At 69.5% G+C, this 25643-nt stretch carries 25 protein-coding genes and 1 tRNA gene; 11 read left to right on the forward strand and 15 right to left on the reverse strand.

The genetic code is table 11. The annotated features are described in order from the left end of the window. Nucleotides 1-80: 80 nt before the first annotated feature. The 3 genes from istA (at nucleotide 81) to L0M17_RS14740 (ending at nucleotide 2989) form a co-directional block, all read left to right on the forward strand. A complete protein-coding gene (gene istA / locus L0M17_RS14730; RefSeq protein ID WP_241054857.1) occupies nucleotides 81-1613 on the forward strand; it encodes an IS21 family transposase in 1533 nt (510 codons plus the stop codon). Nucleotides 1614-1649: 36 nt separating this feature from the next. Continuing rightward, a complete protein-coding gene (gene istB / locus L0M17_RS14735) occupies nucleotides 1650-2423 on the forward strand; it encodes an IS21-like element helper ATPase IstB (RefSeq protein WP_241054859.1) in 774 nt (257 codons plus the stop codon). Between the two features lie 119 nt (nucleotides 2424-2542). Further along, on the forward strand, nucleotides 2543-2989 hold the full coding sequence (locus tag L0M17_RS14740) for a DUF6188 family protein (RefSeq protein ID WP_241054861.1): 447 nt from the start codon (nucleotides 2543-2545) through the stop codon (nucleotides 2987-2989). Between the two features lie 42 nt (nucleotides 2990-3031). Here the strand turns inward: L0M17_RS14740 and L0M17_RS14745 are convergent, their stop codons facing one another. The 6 genes from L0M17_RS14745 to merA all read right to left on the reverse strand — a co-directional run bounded on the left by L0M17_RS14745 (nucleotide 3032) and on the right by merA (nucleotide 8235). Then, complete coding sequence (locus L0M17_RS14745; RefSeq protein WP_241054863.1) at nucleotides 3032-3337, reverse strand: hypothetical protein; 306 nt, start codon at nucleotides 3335-3337, stop codon at nucleotides 3032-3034. A gap of 77 nt (nucleotides 3338-3414) precedes the next feature. Then, on the reverse strand, nucleotides 3415-5052 hold the full coding sequence (locus tag L0M17_RS14750; protein WP_241054865.1) for a permease: 1638 nt from the start codon (nucleotides 5050-5052) through the stop codon (nucleotides 3415-3417). Continuing rightward, nucleotides 5052-5270 (reverse strand): hypothetical protein, encoded by a 219-nt coding sequence (locus tag L0M17_RS14755; protein WP_241054867.1) that lies wholly within the window; start codon nucleotides 5268-5270, stop codon nucleotides 5052-5054. Before L0M17_RS14755 ends, L0M17_RS14750 begins: the two co-directional genes overlap by 1 nt. An 84-nt stretch (nucleotides 5271-5354) precedes the next feature. Next, on the reverse strand, nucleotides 5355-6032 hold the full coding sequence (locus tag L0M17_RS14760) for a haloacid dehalogenase type II (RefSeq protein WP_241054869.1): 678 nt from the start codon (nucleotides 6030-6032) through the stop codon (nucleotides 5355-5357). A gap of 37 nt (nucleotides 6033-6069) precedes the next feature. After that, entirely contained in the window at nucleotides 6070-6618 is a 549-nt protein-coding gene (locus L0M17_RS14765) for a carboxymuconolactone decarboxylase family protein (protein WP_241054871.1), read from the reverse strand. Nucleotides 6619-6801: 183 nt separating this feature from the next. Then, entirely contained in the window at nucleotides 6802-8235 is a 1434-nt protein-coding gene (merA, locus tag L0M17_RS14770) for a mercury(II) reductase (RefSeq protein ID WP_241056465.1), read from the reverse strand. A gap of 148 nt (nucleotides 8236-8383) precedes the next feature. On the opposite strand from merA, the gene L0M17_RS14775 reads away from it, so the two are divergent. After that, nucleotides 8384-8770, forward strand: coding sequence for a MerR family DNA-binding protein (locus L0M17_RS14775; protein WP_241054873.1), 387 nt, complete (start codon nucleotides 8384-8386; stop codon nucleotides 8768-8770). On the opposite strand, the gene L0M17_RS14780 is transcribed toward L0M17_RS14775, so the two are convergent. Then, on the reverse strand, nucleotides 8761-9228 hold the full coding sequence (locus tag L0M17_RS14780) for a MerR family transcriptional regulator (protein ID WP_241054875.1): 468 nt from the start codon (nucleotides 9226-9228) through the stop codon (nucleotides 8761-8763). The two genes, L0M17_RS14775 and L0M17_RS14780, sit on opposite strands and share 10 nt — an antisense overlap. A gap of 999 nt (nucleotides 9229-10227) precedes the next feature. Between L0M17_RS14780 and L0M17_RS14785 the strand changes: the two genes are divergently transcribed. The 4 genes from L0M17_RS14785 (at nucleotide 10228) to L0M17_RS14800 (ending at nucleotide 14164) form a co-directional block, all read left to right on the forward strand. Further along, nucleotides 10228-11622: an IS1380 family transposase gene (locus tag L0M17_RS14785; protein ID WP_229230975.1), complete on the forward strand. Its 1395-nt coding sequence runs from the start codon at nucleotides 10228-10230 to the stop codon at nucleotides 11620-11622. Between the two features lie 521 nt (nucleotides 11623-12143). Continuing rightward, nucleotides 12144-12569 (forward strand): ester cyclase, encoded by a 426-nt coding sequence (locus L0M17_RS14790; RefSeq protein WP_241054877.1) that lies wholly within the window; start codon nucleotides 12144-12146, stop codon nucleotides 12567-12569. A gap of 216 nt (nucleotides 12570-12785) precedes the next feature. Then, a complete protein-coding gene (locus L0M17_RS14795; RefSeq protein ID WP_241054879.1) occupies nucleotides 12786-13502 on the forward strand; it encodes an FAD-binding oxidoreductase in 717 nt (238 codons plus the stop codon). Nucleotides 13503-13558: 56 nt separating this feature from the next. Next, complete coding sequence (locus tag L0M17_RS14800; RefSeq protein WP_241054881.1) at nucleotides 13559-14164, forward strand: BBE domain-containing protein; 606 nt, start codon at nucleotides 13559-13561, stop codon at nucleotides 14162-14164. A gap of 240 nt (nucleotides 14165-14404) precedes the next feature. On the opposite strand, the gene L0M17_RS14805 is transcribed toward L0M17_RS14800, so the two are convergent. After that, complete coding sequence (locus L0M17_RS14805; RefSeq protein WP_241054883.1) at nucleotides 14405-14818, reverse strand: response regulator; 414 nt, start codon at nucleotides 14816-14818, stop codon at nucleotides 14405-14407. 1727 nt (nucleotides 14819-16545) lie between these two features. Between L0M17_RS14805 and L0M17_RS14810 the strand changes: the two genes are divergently transcribed. From L0M17_RS14810 to L0M17_RS14820, 3 genes are all read left to right on the forward strand, one after another. After that, nucleotides 16546-16722 (forward strand): hypothetical protein, encoded by a 177-nt coding sequence (locus L0M17_RS14810; protein ID WP_241054886.1) that lies wholly within the window; start codon nucleotides 16546-16548, stop codon nucleotides 16720-16722. Then, entirely contained in the window at nucleotides 16722-16958 is a 237-nt protein-coding gene (locus L0M17_RS14815) for a hypothetical protein (protein WP_241054888.1), read from the forward strand. Before L0M17_RS14810 ends, L0M17_RS14815 begins: the two co-directional genes overlap by 1 nt. 183 nt (nucleotides 16959-17141) lie before the next feature. Continuing rightward, entirely contained in the window at nucleotides 17142-18827 is a 1686-nt protein-coding gene (locus L0M17_RS14820; RefSeq protein ID WP_241054889.1) for a recombinase family protein, read from the forward strand. Here L0M17_RS14820 and L0M17_RS14825 read toward each other — a convergent pair. The 7 genes from L0M17_RS14825 to eno form a co-directional block, all read right to left on the reverse strand. After that, nucleotides 18802-18875 (reverse strand) — tRNA-Leu (locus L0M17_RS14825). The two genes, L0M17_RS14820 and L0M17_RS14825, sit on opposite strands and share 26 nt — an antisense overlap. Before the next feature lie 122 nt (nucleotides 18876-18997). Beyond that, complete coding sequence (locus tag L0M17_RS14830) at nucleotides 18998-20416, reverse strand: NAD(P)/FAD-dependent oxidoreductase (protein WP_241054891.1); 1419 nt, start codon at nucleotides 20414-20416, stop codon at nucleotides 18998-19000. A 33-nt stretch (nucleotides 20417-20449) separates the two neighbouring features. Then, the gene (locus tag L0M17_RS14835) at nucleotides 20450-21742 is read right to left on the reverse strand and encodes a S8 family serine peptidase (RefSeq protein WP_241054893.1); all 1293 of its coding nucleotides are present in this window, start codon (nucleotides 21740-21742) and stop codon (nucleotides 20450-20452) included. A gap of 33 nt (nucleotides 21743-21775) precedes the next feature. Further along, on the reverse strand, nucleotides 21776-22771 hold the full coding sequence (locus L0M17_RS14840; protein WP_241054896.1) for a Ppx/GppA phosphatase family protein: 996 nt from the start codon (nucleotides 22769-22771) through the stop codon (nucleotides 21776-21778). Further along, complete coding sequence (locus L0M17_RS14845; RefSeq protein WP_241054898.1) at nucleotides 22768-23502, reverse strand: DUF501 domain-containing protein; 735 nt, start codon at nucleotides 23500-23502, stop codon at nucleotides 22768-22770. Before L0M17_RS14845 ends, L0M17_RS14840 begins: the two co-directional genes overlap by 4 nt. Nucleotides 23503-23533: 31 nt before the next feature. Continuing rightward, entirely contained in the window at nucleotides 23534-24196 is a 663-nt protein-coding gene (locus L0M17_RS14850) for an FtsB family cell division protein (RefSeq protein WP_241054900.1), read from the reverse strand. Nucleotides 24197-24285: 89 nt separating this feature from the next. Beyond that, nucleotides 24286-25566 carry a phosphopyruvate hydratase gene (eno, locus tag L0M17_RS14855; protein WP_241054902.1) on the reverse strand — a complete coding sequence of 427 codons (1281 nt, stop codon included), beginning with the start codon at nucleotides 25564-25566 and terminating at the stop codon, nucleotides 24286-24288. Between the last annotated feature and the right edge of the window lie 77 nt (nucleotides 25567-25643).

Here is a 25643-nt window from a genome sequence, read left to right on the forward strand (position 1 = left end):
GTCCGAGAGCCTTGTCCCAAGTCCGATGGTCGGGCTCGTGGACAGGAGCTGGTGGTTTGGCGCGGAGGAGTGTGGCGGTTTTGGATCTGGTCGAGTTGTTCATGCACTGGGACGCTGGCCGCTCGAAGAGCGAGCTCGCGGTGTCGTTGGGCATGGACCGGAAGACGGTGGCGAAGTATCTGGCTCCGGCCGAGGCCGAAGGCCTCGAGCCGGGACTCGGGCTGAGCGCCGGGGAGTGGCGGGACATGGTCGCGGGATGGTTCCCCTCGGTGGTGGACGGGAGGCTGCGGCAGATCACCTGGCCCCAGTACGACGCCCGGATCGACTGGGTCCGCGGCCAGCTCGCAGCGGGTGTGGCTGGGGCGGTGATGCACCAGCGGCTCGTCGACGAGGAGGGAGTGGGCGGCTCGGTGCGCTCATTCCAACGGTGGCTGGCGGCGACCCTGCCCGAAGAGGTCGCGGCCGCGCGGGGGAAGGCCAGGGCCACGGTCCTGAAGCCTCCGTCGGCTCCGGGCGAGCTCGGCGAGGTCGACTACGGGATGATGGGGCACTGGCGGGACCCGGCCACGGGCAAGGGCCATCGGGTCTGGGCGTTCATCTTCACCCTGCCGTTCTCCAAGCAGCCCTTCGTCTATCCCGTGACGCGGATGGACCAGGCCGCGTGGAACGACGCCCACGTTGCCGCATTCGAGTTCCTGGGGGGCACGCCCCGGCGGATCGTGCCGGACAACCTGCTCACCGGGGTGATCGCCCCGGACCTCTACGACCCGAAGCTCAACCGTGCCTATGCCGAGCTCGCTGCCCACTACGGGGCCCTGGTCGACCCGGCCCGCTCCGGCAGGCCCAAGGACAAGCCCCATGTGGAGCGGATGGTCCAGTACGTGCGCGGCTCGTTCTGGGCCGGGAGGTCCTTCACGTCGATGGCGCAGATGCGCGCCGAAGCGGCCCGCTGGGCACGGGAGGTCGCAGGGAACCGGAAGCCGAGGGCCTTGGCGGGGGACCGGCCCTGGGAGGTGCTCGAACGCCTCGAGCGCCCGCATCTGGTGCCCCTTCCGCCCCGTCGGCTCGAGGCCGCCGCATGGGCGGTGGCGAAAGTCGGGCCGGACTGCCATGCCTCGGTCAAGGGCGTCCTCTACTCGATCCCGCACCTGCATATCGGGGTCCGTCTGGATGTGCGGATCACGGCGACCACGGTCGAATTCCACCGGGAGGGGGTGGTCGTGAAGTCCCATCCCCGGATCGCCAAAGGCCGTCAGACCGATCTCGGCGACTACCCCAAGGCCGCGGGCCTGTTCCTGACCCGTGACGCCCCCTGGTGCCGGGAGCACGCCGCGGCGATCGGCCCCGCCACGGCCGAGCTCGTCAACGAGCTCCTCGCCGAGCCGGGGCTGCACCGGATCCGTGCAGCGCAGCGCATCGTCGGCCTCGCCGACACCCACACACCAGCCCAGATCGAAACAGCATGTGCTGCGGCGACCGCTGCCGGAGACCCGACACTTCGCACCGTCCGGGGCCTGCTCGCGGCCGGAGTCACGGTCCTGCCCAGGCGGCCGAACGGCGACAACGGCGCCGGAGCCCACCTCCGGGGGCCAGAGGCCTTCACGGCCAGCTGAACGCTCCCCGCCGCAGACGACAAGGGAAGAGATACCATGACAGCCGACAACACCCCCATGCACGCCCCCGCTGACCGGACCCAGCTCGCCAGCTCGCTGCGCGCGCTGCACCTCTCGGGCATGCTGGCCTCTCTGGAGAACAGGCTCGCCCAGGCCGCAGAAGGCCAACTCGGGCACCTGGACTTCCTCCAGGCCCTCTGCCTGGACGAGATCAACCGCCGCGACAGTGCTGCCCTCGAGCGCCGCACGCGGGCTGCGAAGTTCGAGATCGACGCCCGGTTCGAGAACTTCGACTTCACGGCAGACCCCGGAATCCCCTCAGCCCGGATCCGGGACCTGGCAAATGTCGAGTGGGTCAAAGCCGGACAGCATCTGATAATTTCCGGCCCCGTCGGGTCCGGGAAGACCCACGTGGCCACCGCGCTCGGCCACCAGGCCATCCGGGCCGGCGCAGCATGCCGGTTCACCAAGACCTCAAGGATGCTCGCCGACCTCGCCGGCGGCCACGCCGATGGGAGCTGGGGCAAACGCCTGCGCGCCTACACCAAGCCCGAGCTCCTCATCCTGGACGACTTCGCAATGCGTGAGTTCACCCCAGCCCAGGGCGATGACATCTACGAGATCGTCACCGACCGGGCCGCACGCTCGATCATCGTCACGACGAACAGGGACCCGAAGGACTGGTACCCCCTGTTCCCCAACGCGGTCGTTGCCGAGTCTCTATTCGACCGCCTCGTGAACAACGCCCACAGCCTGCCCATCAACGCCCCCTCATACCGGAGACGACGACGGCCCAAACCCACCAGCTAGGATTGCCCCAGGCACTGGGGAATTCGGTGACGCAGCCCCTAGGGAATTCCGTGACCGTCGACACTCGACACGACGCAAATCCACGGGACCGTTGGCGGCCTCTGCGTCATCCTGATCCCGTGCCCACTGATGACAATGACGAGGCTCAAGACGATCCGCGGCTCGAGCACCAACTGGACATCCTGAAGTCCCGGCGGCTCTCTCAGTTCGCTATCGCGATCAACGGCCTCCGCCTTGCCTTCTGGGGAGAAGACGCAGCTTCAATCGCTCGGGAGATCTTCATCGAACACCCGACGATCAGCATCGCTCTGAAGAACGAGCCAGACACGACTCACGACTGGAACCACCCAGTCGTCGCCACGGCCTTGCTGACGTGCCTCGACAAAACCCTCACGGACATCACTCTGACGGGTGGCAAGCTGACACTCAGCTTCGCCAACGGCGTGGTGGTGACCGCTGATCCCGATGATCAATACAAGTCCTGGCAGATCAACTCGGGCGACGGACTCCTCGTCGTCTGCATGCCCGGCGGCGAACTCGCGATCTGGTATCCAGCCGACCGCTGATCTGAGCCGGAGCCACAATTCGCGCCGACAGCTGGGGCCAGATCACTTGACGAAACGCACGAGTAGTCCGCCCGACGCCTCGCCCACGCCCTGGGAACAGACATCCCGGGCGATGAGGAGCAGCAGCAGAACAGGGCCTCCGGGCTCGGGCCCCTCCTGGGCATGGGAGCAGGCATCGGAACCGGAGTCCTGGCCGCCACGGCCCGCGCCCTCGGGCGGCGGCCCGGGCGCGTGCTCGGCACGGCGGCCACCACGGGCGCGGTCCTGCTGGCCGCGAACGCGCCGATGACGCTGCTGAAGGTCACCGACCCCCAGGACCTGGTCCGCCGCCGACTGGGCCAGAGACATCCTGCCCCACCTCGGCTACGGGATCACGGCCGACGCCCTCCTGCGCGCCCTGGAACCGTAGCGAAGCCCGGCAGCGGTCAGCCGCCCCTGCCTCCGGCGTACGACTGCGGCTGGGCGGCGAAGGCGTCCCGGCAACCGGTGGAGCAGAAGGAGAAGGACTGCCCGTCGTGCTCGAAGTGCGCATACGCGTGCTGCGGGTCCACTGCCATCCCGCAGACCGGGTCCACCGCCATGCCCGCGCCCTCCCCCGTCCCACGGGCGTGGTCGGGGTGGAGGTAGGCGCGGGGGTCGGCGGCGAAGGCCTCCCGGCACCCTGACGAGCAGAAGGCGTACCCGGCACCCTCGTGGGTGAGGATCCCTCCTCCCGGGTTCTGAAAGTCGACGTCCATCCCGCACACCGGGTCGACTGCCGTCTCGTCGGAGTCCTCTGCGTCCATGGGCTCGCTGCCGGGATCTTGGGCGTAGCGGTCCGGGTCTGCGGTGAACTTCTCGTGGCACCGGTCCGAGCAGAACCAGTGCGTGTGCCCGGCGTGGGCGGCGGTGGCGGGGGCGTGGGCCTTCTCGACCTGCATCCCGCACACGGGGTCCTTCGCGTACCGGCCCGCGCTCCCGAGCCGGTCCCGGCGCCGGTAGAGCCGGTAGAGCAGCGCGGCGACTGCGATGGCGGCCAGGTTCAGCCAGGTCGTGTAGTTCCATTCGAACCGGGCCGGGACGATCTCCGCCGGTCGGGCCGGGGCGGGGATCCCGAGGCCGCGGAAGAGCAGGTCGGTGGCCAGCCCCGCGACGCTCATCACCGCCCAGAACGCCAGGAAGAGCCGCACGGCGATGCGCCGGCCGTAGAGCTTGGCGTAGACGGCCACGAGCGGGAAGGCGATCAGATCGGCGAAGACGAAGGCGACCGTGCCGCCGAAGCCGAGCCCGCCCCGGTACAGGGCCGCGGCCAGGGGGACGTTGCCGATCGAGCAGACGAAGCTGGCGAACGCGACAAGCGGCCCGACGAGGGCGTCCCAGGCATCGGTGAGGAGCCCATGGCCGGGGAAGAACACCGCCGAGTACGCCGCCGGCGGCACGGCTACGGCCAGGAGGCCGGCGACGAGGTAGCCGATGACCAGCTCCCGCCGGAGCATGGTGGCGTCCGAGACCGCGTACCCGGCCGCGTCGGCCCACCCCGCCGCCGAACGGACCCGGGCCCAGAGGCCCTTGCTGTGCCGCTCAGCCCCGTCGGCCTCCTCCGGGTGCCCCTGGGCAGCGGCGCGCTCGGCGAGCCGGGCCCGTGCCTGCTCGAGCTCGAAGGCGGGGAAGACCCGTGGGGCGACCAGGACGAACAGGGCGATCATGATCGCCCCGCCGACGAACTCGGCCAGGGCGAACTGCCACCCGGCCAGCAGCCACAGCACGATCCCGAGCTCGACGACCAGGTTCGTCGAGGCCAGCATGAACACCATCGCTGTCGTGAAGTCCGCCCCACGCTGGAACAGCGACTTGGCCAGGGCAGCGGCGGCGTAGGAGCAGCTCGAGGAAGCAGCCCCCAGCAGGCCCGTCCGCACAACGGTGCCTGGGCGGTGGTCGCCCATCGCCTTCTGCATCTCCCGCCGGGAGACGAAGGCCTGCACAGCCCCCGAGAGGGTGAACCCCAGCACGAGGGCCCACAGCGTCCCCCAGAACATGAAGAACCCCTCCAGCACGCTCTGCCAGACGGTCGACAGGACTGCCATCAGCGCTGTCCCCTTCCCATGGCCGCGGGGTCCTCCCCGGCCGTTCCATCCGCGGACACCGCCGTGGGCGGCGCCGTCTTGGCGTGCCTGCGCTTCCTGCCCTGAAGGGCCTGCCGCAGCTCGCGGAGCGCGAAGCCCCACCGCTGCAGCGGCCCGCTGCCGCAGCCCGGGATCTCCTCATCCTGCTGGCGGACTCCGCAGGCCTGTCCTGTGCGCATTTCCCCTCCCTCCGGTCCGGGCCATCCCCGGACCCCAGCACGCTACGGCCTGGCCCTTGGGGCCGGGTCAAACCGGGGTCCCGGTCAGGCGCCGGAAGACAGTTCGGCGGCGAGTTCGGTGAGGGATGCCACGGTCAGCTCGGGGTGGGCGAGGTAGGACGGGTACGTGCCGCCGGTGCGGTTGATCCAGGCGGTGCGCAGGCCGGCGCGGGCGGCGCCGTGGATGTCCCAGGGGTGCACCGCGACCAGCATCATGTCCTCCTCCCGGGCCCCGCACCGCTGGGCGGCGTACCGGTAGGAGGAGGGGTGCGGCTTCCAGGCCGGCGCGTCCTCCACGGACAGGAGCGCCTCGAACTCGTCCCGGATCCCGGCCGCGCCGAAGAGCTTCTCGGCGACCTGCGCGGAGCCGTTGGTCAGGGTCACGAGCCGGAGCCCGGCCGCCCGCAGCGCGTGGATCCCCTCGGGCACGTCCGGGTGCAGGGGAAGGTCCGCGACGGAGGAGGCCAGGCGCCGCGCCGTGCCGGCGGGGTCGGCCAGCCCGGCCCCCTCGAGGAGCCCGGTGAGGGCCTCGGCGCCGATCTGACCGAAGGGGGCGGCGTCCCCGGCGGCGGAGAGGGCGAAGCCCTCGCGCAGGAGCGTGGCGAACCACAGCTTCGCCAGGTGCTCCGGTGCGCCGGCCTCGGCGAACCGGCCGCCCATGGGGGACATGTCGGAGAGGGTCTCGTTGACGTCGAAGACGATCACCTCGGGTGCTTCGGCCATGGCCGGTCCTTCCTCGTGTGCGGTGCTTTGGGGGGTTTCAGGCGGTGAGGGGCTCGGCGGCGGGGACGTCGAGCTCGGTGTGGGCGTAGTGGTTGAAGTAGTTGGTGAACAGGTTCACGGCGATGTGCGCGAACGCCTCGGCGAGCTCGGTGTCGCTCCAGCCCGCGTCCAGGGCGGCCTGCCAGGCCGGCTCGGGGACGGTGCCGGTGTCGGCGGCGGCGGCGCGGGCGACTTCGGTCAGGGCAGCGAGCCTGGGATCGAAGTCGACTTCCCCGGCGCGGAGGGCGAGGATCTGCTCGTCGTCGAGCCCGGCCTTCCTTGCAGAGACGGTGTGGGCTCCCTGGCAGTAGTCGCAGCCGTTCTGGTTGCCCACGGCCAGGGCGATCGCCTCCCGGGTGCGCGCGTCGAAGGTCCCGTGCTCGGCGATGGCCTTCTGCATGCCCTGGTAGGCGGCGATCACCACCGGGGAGTGGGCCATCCCGGCATGGATGTTCATGAACCGGCCCATCCGCTTCTCGAGCCGCTCGGCGTGCTCGCGGGAGGCCTCCGGGACGGTGTCGAGGGTGTGGGCGGGGATGCGGGGCATAGGTACGGCTCCTTCTTCGTTTCCTCGCGCGGGGACGTCCCGTTCTGGGGCCGGCCTGCCACGCCTGTCCTTCTTCTCATTGCCCTCTCGGGCGGTCTCCCACGCTACGGGCCGGCCGGGGGGGGTGTTCTGTGTGCCTGCGCACAGGACACCCGGCAGGCCGGTACCCGCGGCGGGTGGGGTTCACACGGCGCAGCAGGAGAGCCGGGAGACGTCGGCGGTGTAGGACTGGGCGGCGATCTTCAGCCCCTCGGCCATGGTCAGGTACGGCGCCCACCGCGAGGCGAGCTCGGCGACGGTGGTGCCGGAGGCGATCAGGTGCACCCCGGCCGCGGCGAGCTCGCCGGCGTCCTGGGCGACCGCGGTGATGCCCAGGATCCGCCCGGTGCCCTGTTCGGCGACGATCTTGATGAACCCGCGGGTGTCCAGGTTCACCAGCGCCCGGGGCACGAACTCCAGCGGCAGCACCCGGCACTCGCACGCATGCCCTTCGCTGTTGGCCTGCCTGTCGGTCAGCCCCACCGCCCCGACGGCCGGGCTGGTGAACGCCACCCTCGGCAACTGGGAATAGTCCACCTCCAGGCCGGCACCGGCGAAGGCGTTCTCCACGGCCAGGGCCCCGTGGGCGGCGGCGACGTTGACGAACTCGCGGTGACCGGTGACGTCGCCCGCGGCCCAGATGCGCGGGTTCGTGGTCCTCAGTCCGGCGTCGACCAGGACCTCGCCGAGGGTGCCGGTGGCGGCCCCGACGCCGGCCAGGCCCAGCCCGGCGGTCACGGGGCGTCGGCCGGTGGCCATCAGGACCCGCTCCGCCCGGTACTCTGCCTCCGCGCCGCCGACGTCGGCCGTGACGACCGCCTCCCCGGTGCCGGGGTCGGTGCGGACCCCGGTGGGGACGGCGCGGCGGACGACCCGAATGCCCTCGTCGTGGAAGACGGATGCCAGGGCCATGGAGACCTCGGGCTCCTCGCCGGAGAGCAGGCGCGAGCGTGCCAGGACCGTCACCCGAGTCCCGAGGCGGGCGAACAGCTGGGCCTGCTCGACCGCGACGTACCCGCCGCCGACGACCAGCAGCGACTCGGGGACCTCCTGGAGCTCCATCGCGGACTCGGAGGTCCGGTATCCCGCCTCCTCAAGTCCGGGCAGTTCCGGCACCCACGGCGCCGACCCGGTCGCGACGAGGTAGTGCCGCCCCCGCAGCACAACAGCTGCCCCACCGTCGTCGCCGGCCACCTCCAGGACCGGGTCGTCGGCGATCCCCGCGAACACCGCGGTGCCACGGTGGAGGTCCCAGCCGTAGTCCTCGGCCAGGTCAAGGTACTTCTGCTGGCGCATCCACCCCACCAGCGCGTCCTTCCCTGCCATGAGGGCGGGCAGGTCCAGGCCCACCGCCGCGGGCTCCAGCCCCGGGAAGCGGCCCGCGTCCGCGCCGGCGTGGCGGGCGCCCGCTGCGGCCAGGAGGGCCTTGGACGGCACGCACCCGGTGTTCACGCAGGTCCCGCCCACCGTCCCCGCCTCTGCCATCGCCACCCGCAGTCCCAGGCCCGTGGCCCGGATCGCCGCGGCGAACCCGGCACTTCCCGACCCGACGACGACCAGATCGTACTCCTGAACAATCGGCACCTTCGTCTCCTCCACTTCGTACGTATGCTGGTTCGTCCCCGACTGTGCGCCTTCCAGCCGCTGGAAGGTCAAGTCGGGCATACCGGAGCACCCCCGGTGGTTGAGACCGTCAGGACCGAACCGGGAATGAAAGGAGCACACGATGCGCATCTCCGAGGCGGCGGCTGCCGCGGGCACGACCGCCAAGACCCTGCGCTTCTACGAGGACATCGGGCTCCTGCCCGGCATCGGCAGGACCCCATCCGGCTACCGCGACTACCCCCACGAGGCAGTCCAGCGGGCGGCGTTCATCCGCCGCTCCCGCGCCGCAGGCCTCAGCCTCGAGCAGGCCGGGGACCTCCTGGCCATGCACGACGCAGGGACCAGGCCCTGCTCCCACGTCCGCGACCGGCTCGCCGACCAGCTCGAGGCCGTCGACGCCCGCATCTCAGAGCTCCAGGCTCTCCGGAAAACCCTCGCCGCCCAGCACCGGGCGGCAGGCTCGGGGCCCGAGGCCTGCGACCCCAGGCAGGTCTGCAGCTACCTCTGACCGGCGCCGATAGTACGGCCACTGTAGCCCGTCCGGTCCCAGAGATCCTCGATGATGCGGCAGAACACGGCCTCCTGCCCGGAGCGCAGGGACTCCTCGGCTGTGTCCCGGGCGGCCAGGAGGGACTCGCGCAGCGCCCCGAGCTCGGCCAGGGTGCGCTCGATCTGGGCCAGGTGCCCATCCAGCAGCCCGATCACCAGCCCGCAGGGCTGGGCGCCCCCGCGCTGGAGGTCCAGGACCTCCGCGATCTCGGACAGCCTCAGCCCCAGCGACTTCGCACGCCGGATGAACTGCAGCACCGCCACGTCCCCGTCCGTGAACAGCCGGTACCCGCCCGAGGTCCGCTCCGGCGTCGGCAGCAGCCCCCTGGACTCGTACACCCGGATCGCCTTCCGCGTCACCCCGGCCCTCCGAGCCGCCTCCCCCACCGTGTAGGCAGGGACCTCCTCGACCAGCACGCGCACCTCCCAGAATCTCCCATGGCTTCCAGTGTCAACCCTGCCCCAAGGGCCAGCTCAACTCCTAGACCCGATGAGCGGACTCTGCCCTTGACTTGGCCCTAGGGACGGGGATGCAAGATGGAATGACATTTCAGATCCAGACGACGAGGAGGACCGTGCCATGCCGTTCCACGAGGGAGACGTCTACCGCTGTCCCGACCCCGACTGCGGCTGCGAGGTGACCGTCACCAAGGGCGCGGCCCCCGGCAGAGGAGGCGACAGAAGCCCCACCTGCTGCTGCGGCCTCATGATGGACAAGGTGACATCCGAACCACGGCCACCGCCTGAACATGCGGAGCAGTAGCTCGAGTCGTCCTGAAAAGAGGACGGATTGCCAGAGCCGCCGGGAGGCCCGGAGGGGTACCGCCGCTGTGCTCGGCGGTGGCGGACTGACTGGGCTTGCCCGGATGACGGGGCTGCAGCTCGGCTCGAGCGCGCCGGTGTGAGGATGCGCGACGCGGCATCCTCGTCGGCACCTCTGCTGGCTCCGTTCTCGTCGCGCAGATCGCCGGCAGCACCAGCTGCGAAGACGTGCACGGGGTAGCGGCAGCTGGAGGGAAGAGTCTCCAGGGCTGGCCTAGGCAGCACACGAGGCAGACCGGATCCGGAACCTCATGTAGGCCATCCGCCGCGAGGGCCTGCGCCTCTCAGTGCTGCCGGTACGGCAGGCGGATGAAGCGCGGGAAGGGAAGTCCGAGCACCGCAGCGGCGATCAGCCCCCTCTGCGGCACCGAGACCTCGGCCACGACCGAACGGGCGGATGAGAGGACCCCGGGCGTCGCAATCGGTCGAGTGCCGGTGCCCCCGCCCCTGCCAGTGGCCGAGCCTGCCTAAGCCTTGATCCACCGATGGGGTTCGTGGCGGCGTGGCGTAATTAAGGGCAAGATGCCCGCCATCCCGGGGAGAATTGGACTTGCGACAGAACCAGTTCCCTGAGGATGAGAGGGCATCTCGTAGGTGCAAGTTTCCCACAGTCAGGCCGCGGTGGCGGTGTCCTTCGACGAGCCGAACCTCGTCTCCGCGGCAGGCCTGCTGCCGGTGATGCGCCTGGCCGAGGCCGCAGGGCTCCGGGCCCTGACCGACGCGCATCTGAGCGTGCCGACGGACAAGGGCGCGAACGCGGGCCTGAAGATCGCCTCGCTGGTGGCCGGGATGGTCGCCGGGGCGGACTCGATCGATGACATGGCCCTGCTGCGCCACGGCGGGATGGGCAGGCTCTTCAAGGCCTGCTACGCGCCCTCGACCCTGGGCTCCTTCCTGCGCGCGTTCGCCTTCGGCCACGTCCGCCAGCTCGACGCGGTCGCCGCCCGCTTCCTGGCGAACCTCGCCGCGCGGGCCCCGCTGCTGGACGCCCCGGCCGTCGGGGAGTTCGTGTTCGTGGACGTCGACGACACGATCATCGAGGTCCACGGCCACGCCAAGCAGGGCGCTGGCTTCGGGTACTCCGGGGTCCGCGGGCTCAACGCCCTGCTGGCCACCGCCACCACGGCCCAGAGCGCGCCGGTGATCCTGGCCCAGCGGCTGCGCAAGGGCGCTGCGGCGTCCCCGCGCGGGGCGTCCCGGCTGGTCGCCGACGCCCTCTCCGCCCTGCGCCGCGCCGGGACGCCGGGGAGGGCGCTGGTCCGGGCCGACTCGGCGTTCTACGGGCACCCCACCGTCGCCGCCGCCCTCGCGGCAGGGGCCGAGGTCTCGGTCACGGTGCGCCTGGACCCGGCAGTTAAGCGTGCCATCGCCGCCATCCCATCGGAGGCCTGGACGGCGATCGAGTACACCGATGCGGTCTTCGACCAGGCCGCCGGGACCTGGATCTCCCGGGCGGAGGTCGCCGAGGTCCCCTTCACCGCCTTCGCTTCGCGGAAGAAGGCCGAACAGGTCACCGGGCGGCTCGTCGTGCGCCGCATCCCGGACCTGAACCCCAAGGCCCCCGACGGGCAGGGGACCCTGTTCGACACGCACCGGCACCACGCCTTCTTCACCACCGTCCCCGCCCAGGACCTGGGCACTGTCGCGGCCGATGCCACGCACCGTGCCCATGCGGTCATCGAGCAGGTCCACGCCGACCTGAAGGACAGCGCCCTGGCGCACCTGCCCTCGGGGAAGTTCGCGGCGAACTCGGCCTGGCTCGTCGCGGCGGTGATGGCCTTCAACCTCGCCCGCGCGGCCGGGACCCTGGCCGCCGGCCCCTTCGCGAAAGCCAGGACCGGGACCATCCGCCGCAAGCTCGTGAACCTCCCGGCCCGGATCGCCGCCAGCGCCCGGAAGATCCGGCTGCGGCTGCCGGCGAACTGGCCCTGGCAGAACGCATGGGAACAGCTCTTCACCGCCGCCCACGCCCCGCCGTCCATGCCCTAGGAAGACGCAGCCTGGCCCCGCGAGGCCCCGAACAGCACCAGAAGTGGAACACCGCCGGCAGCGAGGCCGCGCCCCCACCCCTGCCCGAAACATCCATCATCCACCGCCCGCACAGGACCGCCGGACCCAACACCCGATCGGTGGATCAAGGCTAAGGGACCGTGGACTGCGGGACAGCGAGCAGTGCTGCCTTCACGACCAGGACCAAGGCGCACACGGCAACGGCAGGCGCCCAGTGGTGTTCGTTTCGTCCGCGAGGTCGTCGCCCGCTCGTTTCAACGAGGTGCGGGGGGAGGTGCATCGTGATGGCATGGCGGTGCCCCATCGACCCGGTCCTCGGATGCGGACGCACGAGACCCCTGTTCTCCGACAGGCTCCACGCATGCTTGCCTCAAAGCTGCGCACCGGGGTGAACCATGTCAAGGACGCACGACGCACTCCCAACGCTACCCCCGCGGGCTGTGGCGTTGGTTCCGCCCGTCCGGCTATCGTTTCAGCGGGGCCGAGCAAGGGGGACGATCATGGGCGAAGAGGGCAAGGCCAGCACCCGGCGATTCATCGAGGACGCTTGGAACAGCGGCGGATTCGACCGGGCCCGGGAGCATCTCGCGCCGGAGTTCGTGGACCACACAGGGTTCGGCGATGAGAATCGGGACGAGTTCCTCGCCCGCATCGCATCATTCCGTGAGGCGTTCGCGGATTTCACCATGGTCGTCGACCAGATGCTCGCCGACGGCGATTTCGTCACCACCCGGTGGACGGCGACCGGGGTTCACCGAGGCGTGTTCCGCGGCATCGCCCCCACAGGCCGCCGGGTCACCTTCGGTGGGATCGCCATCGACAAGGTCGTCGACGGCCGCCGGGCCGAGGGCTGGGCGCTGGTGGACATGATCGGGCTCCTGCAGCAGCTGGGCGCCAGCGTGAGGGCTCCGGACCCGAAGGACTGACCTCACCGAGAGGTACCCGGTGCTGGGCAGGACAGGCCATCCAGCAACGCAGTTCACCCGAAGACGGAAATCCGGCGGGGCCGGAACTACGGACTCGCGCAAGGGTGCCCGATGCCCCCAGCCTGGCCTCCGTGAACGGGCTCAGGACGCTTCCGCGCGTCGAACTCGAAGGCGCCGCGTATTGCCAGAGCCCGCGCTTCCTCCGATCATGCCGTCATGAACCGCGACGTGCCCGGCTTTGAGGGCGAATTGGTGTGGCCCGGGGATGAAGGGTACAACGCAGCCCGTCGGATCTGGAACGGGGCCATCGACCGGCGCCCGGCCCTGATCGCGCGCTGCCTCGACGAGGAGGACGCTTCCGCCGCGCTGAAGTACGCGCTGAGCCGGAAGCTGCCGCTCTCGGTGCGCGGGGGCGGCCACAACGTCTCCGGCTCGGCGCTGGCCGAGGGCGGGGTCGTCATCGACTTCTCGGCCCTCAGGGGCGTGGTCGTCGACCCGGACAGCATGAGCGTCCGCGTCCAGCCCGGCGCCCTGTGGGGCGAGGTGGACGCCGCGGCCCAGGAGCACGGACTGGCCGTGCCAGCAGGAATCGTCACCCACACCGGTGTGGCCGGGCTGACCCTGGGCGGCGGCTTCGGCTGGCTGAGCCGACGGTGGGGGCTGACCTCGGACAACCTGCTCTCCGTCGCGATGCTCCTGGCCGACGGCAGCCGAGTCCACGCATCCGAGGATGAGAACCCCGATCTGTTCTGGGCAGTCCAAGGGGCGGCGGCAACTTCGGCATCGCGACCGAATTCCGCTTCCAGGCCCACCGCCTCGGCACCCACGTCCTGGCAGGGCCCATCCTCTTCCGCGCCGAGCAGGCGCCGGAGGTCATCGCCTTCTACCGCGAATTCATCGCCGAAGCCCCGGACGAGCTCTCCGTCTACCTGAACCTACGGACAGCTCCCCCGTTCGACTGGGTCCCGGAGCACCTGCGAGGCACCGACATGCTCCTGGTGATCCCGTTCTTCGTCGGAGACCCCCGGGAGGGCGAGGAGCTGCTGCGGCCGCTGCGCGCCTTCGGCCCGCCCGCCGCCGACCTCGTCCGCTACAAACCGTACGTCGAGCAACAGGCGATGTTCGATGCAGGGGTCCCCCATCACTGGGGCTACTACTGGAAATCGCACTACCTCCCGCCCCTCACCGACGCCTCAATCGAGGTCCTGCTCGAGCGTTCGTGGGCCAAGAGCTCCCCGGCCTCCTACACGCTCCTGTTCCACATGGGCGGTGCCATCGCCTCACGCCCCGAGGACAGCTCCGCGGCCAGCGGGCGCGACGCGGCGCACGCGATGAACATCAACGCGGCCTGGCCCGCCGGTGGCCCGACCCATCCCGACATCGCCTGGTGCAGGGAGTACTTCGCCGCGATGGAGCCACATGCCACCGGCGGGGTCTACGTGAACTTCCTCCACAACGACGAGGGCGAGGCCCGCATCCGTGCAGCCTACGGCAGCCGCTACGACCGCCTCGCCCAGATCAAAGCCAAATACGACCCCGACAACGTCTTCCAATCCAACCAGAACATCAAACCCTCACTGGCCGAGGAGGGCTGATCCAGCACCGGGAAGGTGCCAGCAGGCCCCACCGCCTACGGTAAGTGGGTGAACCTAGGGATAGCCGTCGCGCTGGTGACTAGTCCCAGCGGCCACTTCCCCCCTACCCGTCCGCCGGCTTCCCCGTCGGCGGCCGCCTGCCCAGCGAAAGAATGGCGCGTACGGCCCGACTGGCGAAACGGGTCTTCGGCTGACGCTCGGCGTTCCCGGTCTCGGCTCTGTCCCGTCTATGCGGCACGTTCAGGCCGCGAAGAGGAACTCCCCGGCGGCGACGCGGTGCAGGGCCTCGCCGAGGACGCTGCCGTCGATCTCCTTGAGGATGTAGCCGTTCGCGCCCCCAGCCTTGGCCGCGCGCAGGTTCTTATCGTCGCGGAAGGTGTCCAGCATCAGACAGTGCACGCTTCGGTCGGCGGCGTGCAGGGCGTGGAGGACCTCGAGCCCGCTCCCGTCCTGGAGGCGGAGGGCCAGGACCGCGACGTCGGGGTGGAGCGCGAGGATCATGCCCGGTGCTGCGCGGGCGCTCAGGCTGGTGCCCACGACGTCGAAGCCGCCGGACTCGAGCTGGTCCCTCAGGCCCCGCAGGGCGGGTTCGTAGCCGTCAAGGACGAAGACGCGCAGCTGCTGCCTGCGGGGCGGGGACGATGGCTGGCGCATGGCAGTGCTCCCTCTGATCGGGGCTGGAGTGCGCTCCTTGTCTCCGACCCCATTGTCCGCTCGGCCGCCCGGGGCGGACAGGGGCTTAGGGCCCCTCCGGTCCCCGTAGGCCGGGCTGTAAGTGGTGCCTGACGAGGGCCCGCGCGCGCCGGGGGAGTCCAGTCTCCCCGGCCGTGTCGAGGGGTCGCGCGTCACGCTGTCACCAGCCGGTGCCGTCCGGAGGTCGGCCTCGCCCGGGGGGTGGTGTCTCCTCACGCGGGCGGCTGCGGCCCAGGGTCGCGTCCGGATCCTGCACTAGTCGGGGCGGGAGCCGTGCTCGATGCCCAGAGGATGGCGTTGGAGCGGGCTGCTGACGCCGATGCGCCGGTAGCAGCTGCGGATATATAGGTCTTGACCGAATTGGGCGAGAGGCGGGCGCGCTCGGAGATGTCCGCGTTGCTCAGGCCCCGGGTGATCAGGCCAGGACTTCTGTGTCCCGCTGGGTCAGGCCCTCCTCCCGGCCTGGCCAGTCCCCGGGGAGCGCGTGTGCACCTACCCCCTAGGGCGTACCGCGTCGATGAGCACAACGAGCCGAAAACCGAAGGAGCGGGGGCTATGGATAGTCGACATGGACACATCGGGCTCGAGCTCGCACTCGAGTCCATCCGAATCGGACGCGGCCACGGCGCCAACCTGGACGACGTCGACGCCCTGGCGGCGTCTATCGGACGCGAAGGCCTACTCCAGCCGATCACTATCGCCCCGAGCGAGGTCCCCTGCAGGCTGCGACGGCTGGCCGCCATGCGCCAACTAGGTAGAAGGCGGCCGCGTGGGTCCGGTCAGGGATCAGCGACGACCCCGGAAAGCTCCCGGGGGAACAGGACGACAACGTCCTCCTCAAGCCCCTCACCCCCGACCGAGCAAGCGAGGCTCTGCCGGGATCTCAAGACCCTCCTCGCCGAGGACGCCGCCCCGCATCAGGATGACTCCCGCTCCGACGGAGGGCGAAAGCGCGCGTCAGACGGTGGGGCCACCGTGGCCCCACCGTCAGGGGCGAACGAGAAGACGCTGGTGCAGGCCGCGCCCATCGCCACCGGACGAAACTCGCAGACGAGATTGGAGCGCATCGGCGAACTGCAGCGCCTAGCCGCCGGAAGCGACCGACCAGCCGCGGGCAAAGACCGCGCGATGGCGGGCGGCGTCCCAGTTCACCCTTCAGCGGGCAAAAGCCCAGATCACACGGTGCCGCCACGGTGGCGGCACCGTCGACCGCTGCCGGATCACGACCATTCCCATGCTTCCTCGCTCGCCCAGATCCGCTAAGAATGGGCGGAGCCTCCATCGTCAAGTCATCCCCTGGTGGAGGCTCCAACCCGGAGGACGTGTACGACCTGGCCACCGACCCCCTCGGCAAACTCGACGAGACCACTGCGTGCTCCACTACTATTTCAGAGCACGGCACGCAGGTCACACAACCCTCTCGTCAGGCGCGTCCCCTTCCTGCCGCCCGACCGCATCCGCACCTCCCGTTCGGCACGGCATTACATCCTCCACACCGCCCCGCCGATCATCGCCGACCTGAACCGGTGGCCAGCCCGCTACGACGGCGCCCATCGCGAGGCCGACCGGATGGGCACTCCTGGGACCTTCGAGCGTGTTCCGATCCGCACTGCGGGGAGCTGGCGCGCACTTGGGTGATGAAGGCCTGCCCAAAAGCGAGCCGCCTTCGATACCGGGAGGTCAGTCTCATGGCGATCCATACACAGCAGTCAGTCTCAGGGTTCTTCGGATCCGTTCCCCAGCTCAGTTACACAGCCAAAGGCGATGCATGGTTCTACACCGCTATCGGTGTAGAAGCCCGCCGTCGGGCCGAGGATGAGTTCTACGCCAGCCCCGATCCGGACATGGGAGAGCTGGGCAGCTGATGGGCTCCTATGTCAAGAAGACCGACCGGCGCCGCTACGACGAGCGTTCGTTTTGTGTCCGCGCGATGCACCGAGACCCGCCTGACCTGAACAAGCTCGCAGAGGTGCTGATTCGGCTGACCTTGCAGGAGACCGGGCGCTCCCGTGCCGAACGGCGCGCGGCGGAGTTTCCCGAGACCTACCGGCCAGCAGCGCAGGCTCACGGGGTCGGTGCCGTGTCGGAGGCCGCCGGGTAGAATTGGTGGCAAGCAAGCCTCGTGTATCGCGGGGTGCTGTGGTCCCAAACCCCGTCCTCTGGCGGGCAGGCGAATGTGGCCGATCCGGCCTAGTCCTAAAGCCTCCGGGCTTCTCTCACGATCAGCACCCCTAGGGCGTACAGCCCGAGCGCGAGGTCCGATGTCCTGCGAGAGAAGGGCCAAATGATGTCCAAGTTCGTCCGTAGCGATCGGGTGGGCAGCCTCATCGATCCACCACAGGGCACAGCGCTTGCGGTGTCATATCTGCGCGTCTCCACCAAAGAGCAGGCAGAGAAGGGGGGCACCGACGAAGGGTTCTCGATCCCCGCCCAGCGCGAGGCCAACCGCCGCAAGGCCGAACAGCTCGGCGCGGTCATCGTCGAGGAGTTCATCGACGCCGGCGAGTCCGCGCGCAAGGCCGACCGGCCCGAGCTCATGCGGATGATCCAGTACGTCAAGCGGAGCCATGTCGCCTACTGCATCGTCCACAAGGTCGACCGGCTCGCCCGAAACCGCGCTGACGACGTGACGATTCACCTCGCGCTCCAAGACGCCAAGGTCATGCTTGTCTCGGCCACGGAGAACATCGATGAAACGCCCTCCGGGATGCTGCTGCACGGCATCATGTCCACAATCGCGGAGTTCTACTCCCGCAACCTGGCCACCGAGGTCATTAAGGGCATGACCCAGAAGGCCGCGAGCGGCGGCACCCCGTCCAAGGCTCCCATCGGCTACCTCAACGTCCATGTCCGCGACGAGCTCGGCCGCGAGGTCCGCACCGTGCAGCTCGACCCCGACCGGGCGCCCCTGATCGAGTGGGCCTACAAGGCATACGCCTCTGGAAGCTGGACCGTCAGCCAGCTCCACGTTGAGCTGACCTCGCGCGGCCTGACCAGCCTGGCTACGCCCAAGCGCCCGTCCAAGACGCTCGCGGTGTCCTCGGTACACCGTCTCCTGACGAACCCCTACTACAAGGGCGACGTGATTTACCGCGGCGTTGTCTACAAGGGCACGCACCGGCCGCTCGTCCCGGCGGAGGTCTGGTATCAGGTGCAATCCGTCCTCACCGCGCACAAAAGCGCAGCTGAGGCGACTCAGCTGCACGACCACTACCTCAAGGGCACGGTCTACTGCGGTGCCTGCGGGTCTCGGTTGATCGTCTCGAACGCGAAGAACCGGCACGGCAACGTCTACCCGTACTTCGTATGCTCCGGCCGGCACTCCAAGCGAACCAGCTGCACGCGACAGGCCATCCTCATCGAGGACGTCGAGCACCTGATCGAAGACTATTATCAGCGCGTGCAGATCACCGCCGCACGCCGTGAGGCATTGGCCGGGATGCTGCACCACGAGTTCGACCGGCTCATGTCCGCCGAAGCCGACGAACTCGCCCAGCTCACCACCAACCGCGACAGGCTGGAGCACGAACAAGACCGTCTCATGCAAGCCCACTACGCCGACGCCATCCCGCTGGCCGTGCTAAAAAGGGAACAAGATCGCATCGCAGGAGAACTCGGCCTGGTGAACCGTCGCCTCGAGGCTCACCACGGCGAGTACAGTGAGGCCCGGGCTCATCTGGACGACGCCCTCAACCTGCTGGAGCACTGCGCCGACATCTATTCTCGCTGCGACGACACCAACCGACGCCTGTGCAACCAAGCCTTCTTCACCAAAATCTACCTCGAAGAGGACGACAAGCTCCGCGTCGACAGCGCCGGTCCCTTCGAGATGCTGCTCGACCCCGTAATCAACGCCGACGCCGTCATCTGGGCCGAGAACGCTCATAGGGCTCGAACCTCGACCATAGATTCTTCGGGCCAAGGTTCGAGCCTTGTGCGGTGGGTGCCCCAACAGGGACTCGAACCCTGACTTGGCGGATTTTAAGTCCGCTGCCTCTGCCAATTGGGCTACTGGGGCGCCGGTCCAGCCTACCGTCTTGAGACGGGTCTCCGCGGCAAGGATCGCGAGACGACGACGGCGACCGCTCCCCGTGAGGATGCGGCCGCCGTCGTGCGGTGTTCGGTAGAAGGTGCCCCGGTCTACTGGGCGGGCACCTTCGCCGGCTCAACCGGCGGGGCGATCGTCTTCGGCTTCGGGCTCGCCGCGGCGACGAACGATGCGCGGGGGTCGTCGAGGTTCTCGAGCGGCGTGTTGTCGCGGCCCGCGAAGAGGGCCGAGAGCCAGTCGAGGCCGACGCGGAACTTGCGCTCTACCGTCGGGATCGCGAGACCGTGGTAGCCACGGTGGGCGAGCCACGCCAGCGGGCCGTGGAGCCCGATGTGGCCGATCACGTTGATGTTCGCGACGCCCTTCCACGGGCCGAAGCCCGCCACGGCGCCGAGGTTCTTGTGCTTGTAGTCCTCAAGCGGGCGATCCCAGCGCGAAGCCCAGAGGTTCTTCGCGAGGAGCTTCGCCTGGCGGAGTGCGTGCTGGGCGTTCGGCACGCAAGTGCCGTCGGGGAGGCCCTTGCCCGTGAGGTCCGGAACAGCTGCGATGTCGCCAGCGGCCCAAGCGTTCTCGACGATGCCCTCGTCGCCTGCCACGCGAAGGTCGGGGAGCACCCGGATGCGGCCGCGCGGCTCGAGCGGGAAGTCGCTCGAACGGACCACGGGGTTTGCCTGGACACCGGCGGTCCAGATGAGAGTGTCGGCGGCGAACTCCTGCGCCGGGGACTTGTCCGGCATGTTGATGAGCTTGAGCGTGCCCTCAGCGCTCGCGAGCGAGGTGTTGAGGAGGACCTCGATGCCGCGGCTGCGGAGGTGCTCGACGACCCAGTCGGCCTGCTCGGGGGTGACCTCGGGCATGATGCGGCCCATTGCCTCGACGAGGACGAAGCGGACTTCCTCCTGGCGAACGCGGTCGTTCGCCGCGACGGTGGAACGCGCGAGGTCCTCGAGCTCCGTGAGGGTCTCGATGCCCGCGAAACCGCCGCCAACGACGACGAACGTGAGCGCCGCCTGGCGCTCGGCCGGGTCCGAGGCGGTCGAAGCAAACTCGATGCGCTCGAGGACCTGGTTGCGAAGCGCGATGGCTTCCTCGATGGTCTTGTTGCCGATGCCCTTCTCGGCGAGGCCGGGAATCGGGAACGTGCGGGTGATGGCCCCCGCTGCCATGACGATGTCCACGTAGGGAATCTCAACCGTGCCCTCGTTGCCCGGGAGCTGGACGGTCGCCTTGCGGTTCGCGTGGTCGACCGAAACGAGCGAGCCCTGGATCACCTCTGCCTCCGGCAGCGTCCGGCGCAGCGGGATCACGACGTGGCGGGCCTCGATGTTGCCACCTGCGACCTCCGGGAGGAAGGGCTGGTAGGTCATGTAGGGCATGGGGTCGACGACGGTGACGATGCCACCGGCCTGAGCGATCTTCTTCTGCAGCCCGAGGGCGACGTAAAGACCAACGTAACCACCGCCGGCGACGAGAACGCGCGGGCGGTCGACAAGATCAATGGTGGAAGGCATGGTCACTACTGTAGCAGTTTGTGAAAAGTTTCACTATCGTTTTTCGGCCTCTCTCCTCCGAACCGCGAAGACATGCCACGTGCCGCCCACGAGGATCACGAGAATGAGGCCCCCGAAGCCGAGAACGACAACTGCCGGCCAGGGTGAGGTGCCGGCAGAAGCGACCGGCGCGGGAGGTGTCGCCTCGGCTAGCGGCGGCTCGGTCGACGGCGGCTGGCTCGGCGAGGTGGGGGCCGAAGGCGGAGCTGCGGCGTCCGGCCGGTGGACCCGGATCCAATCGGCGATCGAACCGAGCGGGTTCACGTTCGTCTCGGGCACGTTGGCGGTGAGGGCGGCCTCGGCGTTGAGGATCCCGTAGCCGTAGATCGGGTCGTGGCCCGGCGCACCCGCATCCTTCGCTGTGGAGATAATGCGGTTGATGACTTGGTCTGCGCTCATCTGCGGCCACTTCGAGCGGATGAGCGCCGCGACTCCGGCGACTATCGGAGCCGCGCCCGAGGAACCGGCCCATTGGGCGTAGGTCCCGTCCGGCATGTCACCCACGAGCTGCTCGGCGGGGGCCGAAACGCCGATGCTCACGCCCTGCGAGGACGCGTCCACGCTCGCGTGCTCCTGCCTATCGAGACCGGCAACCGTGAGAACGCCGGGGATAGTGGCCGGCGCCCCGACCTGGATGTTCCCGGCGCCGCGGTTCCCGGCGGCCGCGACAATGACGACGTCCTTCTGCTCCGCGTACAGGAACGCGGCATCCCAGCTCGGCGGCCAGTCCGGCGACGAACTACCGAGGGACATGTTGATGACCTTCGCGCCGTGGTCCACCGCCCAGCGAACCGCGTCAGGGATCTGCTGCATATCGGTGCGGCCCGAGGGGTTCGCTGAACCCAGCCAGGTCGAGACGGTGAGGAGCTGGGCCTCCGGGGCGACGCCGACGACTCCGTCAGAGCCGACCGATCCCGCGGCGACCGGCGAACCGTCCGCGTTGTGGCCACGTCCGGCCAGGACCGAGGCGACGAGGGTCCCGTGCTCGGGTTCTGCGCCGATCGGCGTCTGGCCGTCCGCCTGGCCGCTCCCCGAGACGTCGGTTCCTCCCGAAATGGCACCCTGGAGGTCCGGAATGTGGCCGTTGATTCCGCTGTCGATGACGGCGACCGTCGTTCCGGCACCCTTCGAGACGTTCCAGGCCTTCGAGATCCCAAATTCGGAGAGCCAGTACTCCCCGTCCCGTACGGTGTCTGCGTGGGCAGGCAGCGCAGGACCGAGGACAGCTAGGGCGACGAGGGCAAGGGACGCCAACCCTGCGAGGAAGACAGCGAAGAGCCTGGTCATTGCACGGCGCGGGCGAGGCAGGACTTGCATATGTCAGCTCGCGGCGCGGCCCAGCGTGCTGAGCGCGATACCGTCGAGAATGTCGTGCTCGCTCGTGATCGCAGTCGCGACGCGGCCGCCGGTCAGGTCCACCATGCGTTCGAGAATCCTCCGCCATACGAGAGCGCCGGCGCCGATGACATCGGCACGTCCCGGATGCATGTACGGGAGATCTGTCCGCTCCTCGCGGCTCATCCCGAGGAGCGACCCGCACGCCGCTTCGATCTGAGGAAGCGCGAGCTCGGACCCGTGGATGCGCTCAGGCTGATACGACGGCAGGGCGAGGGCGTGGGCGGTGATCGTAGTGATCGAGCCCGCCACGCCGATGACCGCGGTTGCCGCGGCGAGGGGCACCTCGGCGAGCGCCTCCTCGATGCCGCGGTCGACGTCGTCCTGCGCCTCCGCGATCTCCGACGCCGTGGGCGGGTCACTCCGAAGGTGCCGCTCGGTGAGGCGCACGCAGCCGATGTCTACCGAGCGTGCCGCGATCACGCCGTCGGCATCCCCCAACACGAATTCGGTGCTGCCGCCCCCGAGGTCGACGACGACCACTGGCGCGGCCGCGCGGAGCGGCAGGACGCTCGCCGCGCCGGCGAAGCTCAGCGCTGCTTCCTCCCTGCCCGGGACCACCTCGGGCTCGACCCCGAGCCGGGACCGGATTCCCTTGACGAACTCGTCGCGATTCCTGGCATCCCGAGTCGCACTTGTCGCGACGAAGCGAACGCGTTCCGCGCCGAGTCCCTGAATCGTCGCGGCGTAGTCCTCGACAGCCGCGAACGTGCGCTCGAGCGCCTCGGGCGCGAGAAGGCCGGTCGCGTCGACTCCTTGGCCGAGGCGGACGATCCGCATCTCGCGATGCACATCGGTGAGCCGCGCCGGGCCGGGGACGTTGCCCTGCACCGACGCGCCGTCGTCCCTTGCGCCATCTTGGGTGTCCGCAATCAGCAGACGGATGGAATTCGTGCCGCAGTCGATTCCGGCAACCCTCATGCGCCCTCCCCCTCTGTTAGGCCGGCCCCTGAAACTGATCCCTCGGAACCTGCTTCCTCGGAAGCTGTCTCCCCGGAACCGGCCCGCTCGGAACCGGCCCGCTCGGCATCCCGCTTCCGCACAGGTGCGGGCCGGCCCGTCATCGACGGGAGGCCCTGGGGCCCATGGCGGCTGAGGTCCCTGCTCGGAGCCGGAGACTCAGTGTCCCAGGCGCCCGTGCAGTAGCAGCGATCTCGGGTCCACCATTCGGCGATCCGCTCGATCGCCTCGTCTCCGAGCACGTTGACGCCAGGACCCATCGCGAGCGACTGGCCTACCAACACGTGAAGGCATTTGACGCGCTCGGGCATGCCGCCAGCCGAGACGCCGTCGATCTCGGGGACAGTCCCCGTCCCCGCCCGCTCGCCAACGCGACGGCGCTCGGCCAGATACGCCTCGTGCGCACCGCGGTAGGCGGCCGCGAGTTCGGAGTCGGCGGCGAGCCGGTCGTTCATCTCGTTCATGACGCCCGCTGCCTCGAGGCGCGAGACCGCCGACGTGACAACCGGATGGGTCAGATAGAAGGTGGTCGGGAAAGGCGTCCCGTTCGAGAGTCGCGGAGCTGTGGCTGCAACGAGCGGATTGCCGCACACGCAGCGCGCGGGCACTTCGACCACGTCGCGCGCAGGGCGGCCGAGCTGGCGGCTGATGACATCGAGGTCCTGCGGCGTCACAGCAGTCGGGTCTGTCACGGTGTCCTTTCTGGGGCAGCCGGAGCAGGGGTCACTGGGTCGCGGCGCGGCGCACAGCGTCCCAGAGGGACTGCGTCCAGGGGACGTCCGAGGGGGACGAACCTGAGGTGGCGTTACTCGTCGCGCTGCTCGAAGTCGAGGATGCGCCGACATCCCCGAAGACCCAGTAGGAGGTCTCTCCGGGCATGACCATGTTAATCCGGTCGCGCGCCTGCTGCTGTACGTACGCCGGATCCTGCCAGCGGGAGATCTCGTCCTTGAGGTTCGTCTGATCGGTCTGCTTGGAGGCGATGTCGGCCTGGATCGAGTGGATCTCCGCGCGCTGACTGAAGAAGACGCGGATGGTCGGCGCGAGCATGATCGTGACCGCGACGAGCACGAGCGCGAGCGCAAGGATACGGCCCGAAAAGGCGCGGGCGGGCACGGGCTGCTGGTCGCGCGCAGCCGATCGCTGCGCAGCCGAGAGTTTGGGCGAGGAGCCCCGGCCGGGCGCCGAGGTCCGGGCAGTCGAGGCCGCCCGGGTCCGCGTCGCCGTCGATGTCGCGCGGGCCGCCGCGGACGACGACGGGCGCTCGCCTGCGGCCCGGTGCGTCGCCTCGTGGTGGGCGTCGCCCTTCGCGGCAGATGCCGGCGAGGCCGTCGAAGCGCCGGCGGCCCGGACGGACCGGGGCACCTGCGGGCGTCTCGTCGCCATGGAAATCCCTCCAGAAACGGCAGCGGCGGCTATGGTCTCGTTCAACCATAGCCGCCGCGACCTGCTGAGCCGGGGAGACCGGCCGGGCTTTAGGCCTTGAAACGCGGGAACGCGCTGCGACCGGCGTAGCGCGCGGCGTCGTCGAGCTCTTCCTCAATGCGGAGCAGCTGGTTGTACTTCGCCACACGCTCGGACCGCGCGGGTGCGCCCGTCTTGATCTGGCCGGCGTTCGTGGCGACCGCGATGTCCGCGATCGTCGTGTCCTCCGTCTCGCCGGAACGGTGGGACGTGATGGTCGTGTAGCCCGCGCGCTGGGCGAGGGAGACGGCGTCGAGAGTCTCGGTGAGCGATCCGATCTGGTTGACCTTCACGAGCAGCGAGTTCGCCGTCTTCGCCTCGATGCCCTGCTGGAGGCGCTTCGGGTTCGTCACGAAGAGGTCGTCGCCGACGAGCTGGACCTTGTCCCCGATTGCGTCGGTGAGGGTCTTCCAGCCGTCCCAGTCGTTCTCATCGAGCGGATCCTCGATCGAGACGAGCGGGAAGTCGCGGACCAGTTCCTCGTAGTAGGCGCTCATTTCGGCAGCCGAACGGGACTGGCCCTCGAACTGGTACGAACCATCGTTGAAGAATTCCGAGGAGGCGACGTCGAGTGCGAGTGCGACGTCCTTGCCCGGCTCGTAGCCGGCCTTCTTGATCGCCTCGGTGATGAGTTCGAGGGCGGCGCGGTTCGACGGAAGGTTCGGGGCGAACCCGCCCTCGTCGCCGAGGCCCGTGGCGAGGCCCTTCTCCTTCAGGACGCCCTTGAGCGCGTGGTAGACCTCGACGCCCCAGCGGAGGCCCTCGGAGAACGTCTCGGCACCGAGCGGGACGACCATGAACTCCTGGATGTCGACGTCGGAATCGGCGTGGGAGCCGCCGTTGAGGATGTTCATGAGCGGGACCGGGAGGACGTGCGCGTTCGGGCCGCCGAGGTACTTGTACAGCGGGAGGTTCGCGGAGTCCGCGGCGGCGTTGGCCACGGCAAGCGAGACGCCCAGGATGGCGTTGGCGCCCAGGTTCGACTTGTTGGGCGTGCCGTCCAGGTCGATCATGGCCTGGTCGATCGCGCGCTGGTCGGTCGCGTCGAAGCCCTGGAGGGCGGGGGCAATCTGGTCCACTACAGCCTCGACGGCCTGCTGGACGCCCTTGCCGAGGTAGCGGCCCTTGTCGCCGTCGCGGCGTTCCACCGCCTCGAACTCGCCGGTCGAAGCGCCCGAGGGAACCGCGGCGCGCCCGAGCGAGCCATCGCTCAGGAGGACCTCGACCTCGACCGTGGGGTTGCCGCGGGAGTCAAGGATCTCGCGGGCGTGGATGGCATCGATAAGGGCCATGGATGAACTCCTTGCAATGGTGAGCAATGGTGAACGGAGCGTTTGGGCACGCGAGAGTTACGCGTGGATGACCTCGG

It is taken from the genome of Sinomonas terrae, assembly GCF_022539255.1.
Taxonomy (GTDB): Bacteria; Actinomycetota; Actinomycetes; order Actinomycetales; family Micrococcaceae; genus Sinomonas; species Sinomonas terrae.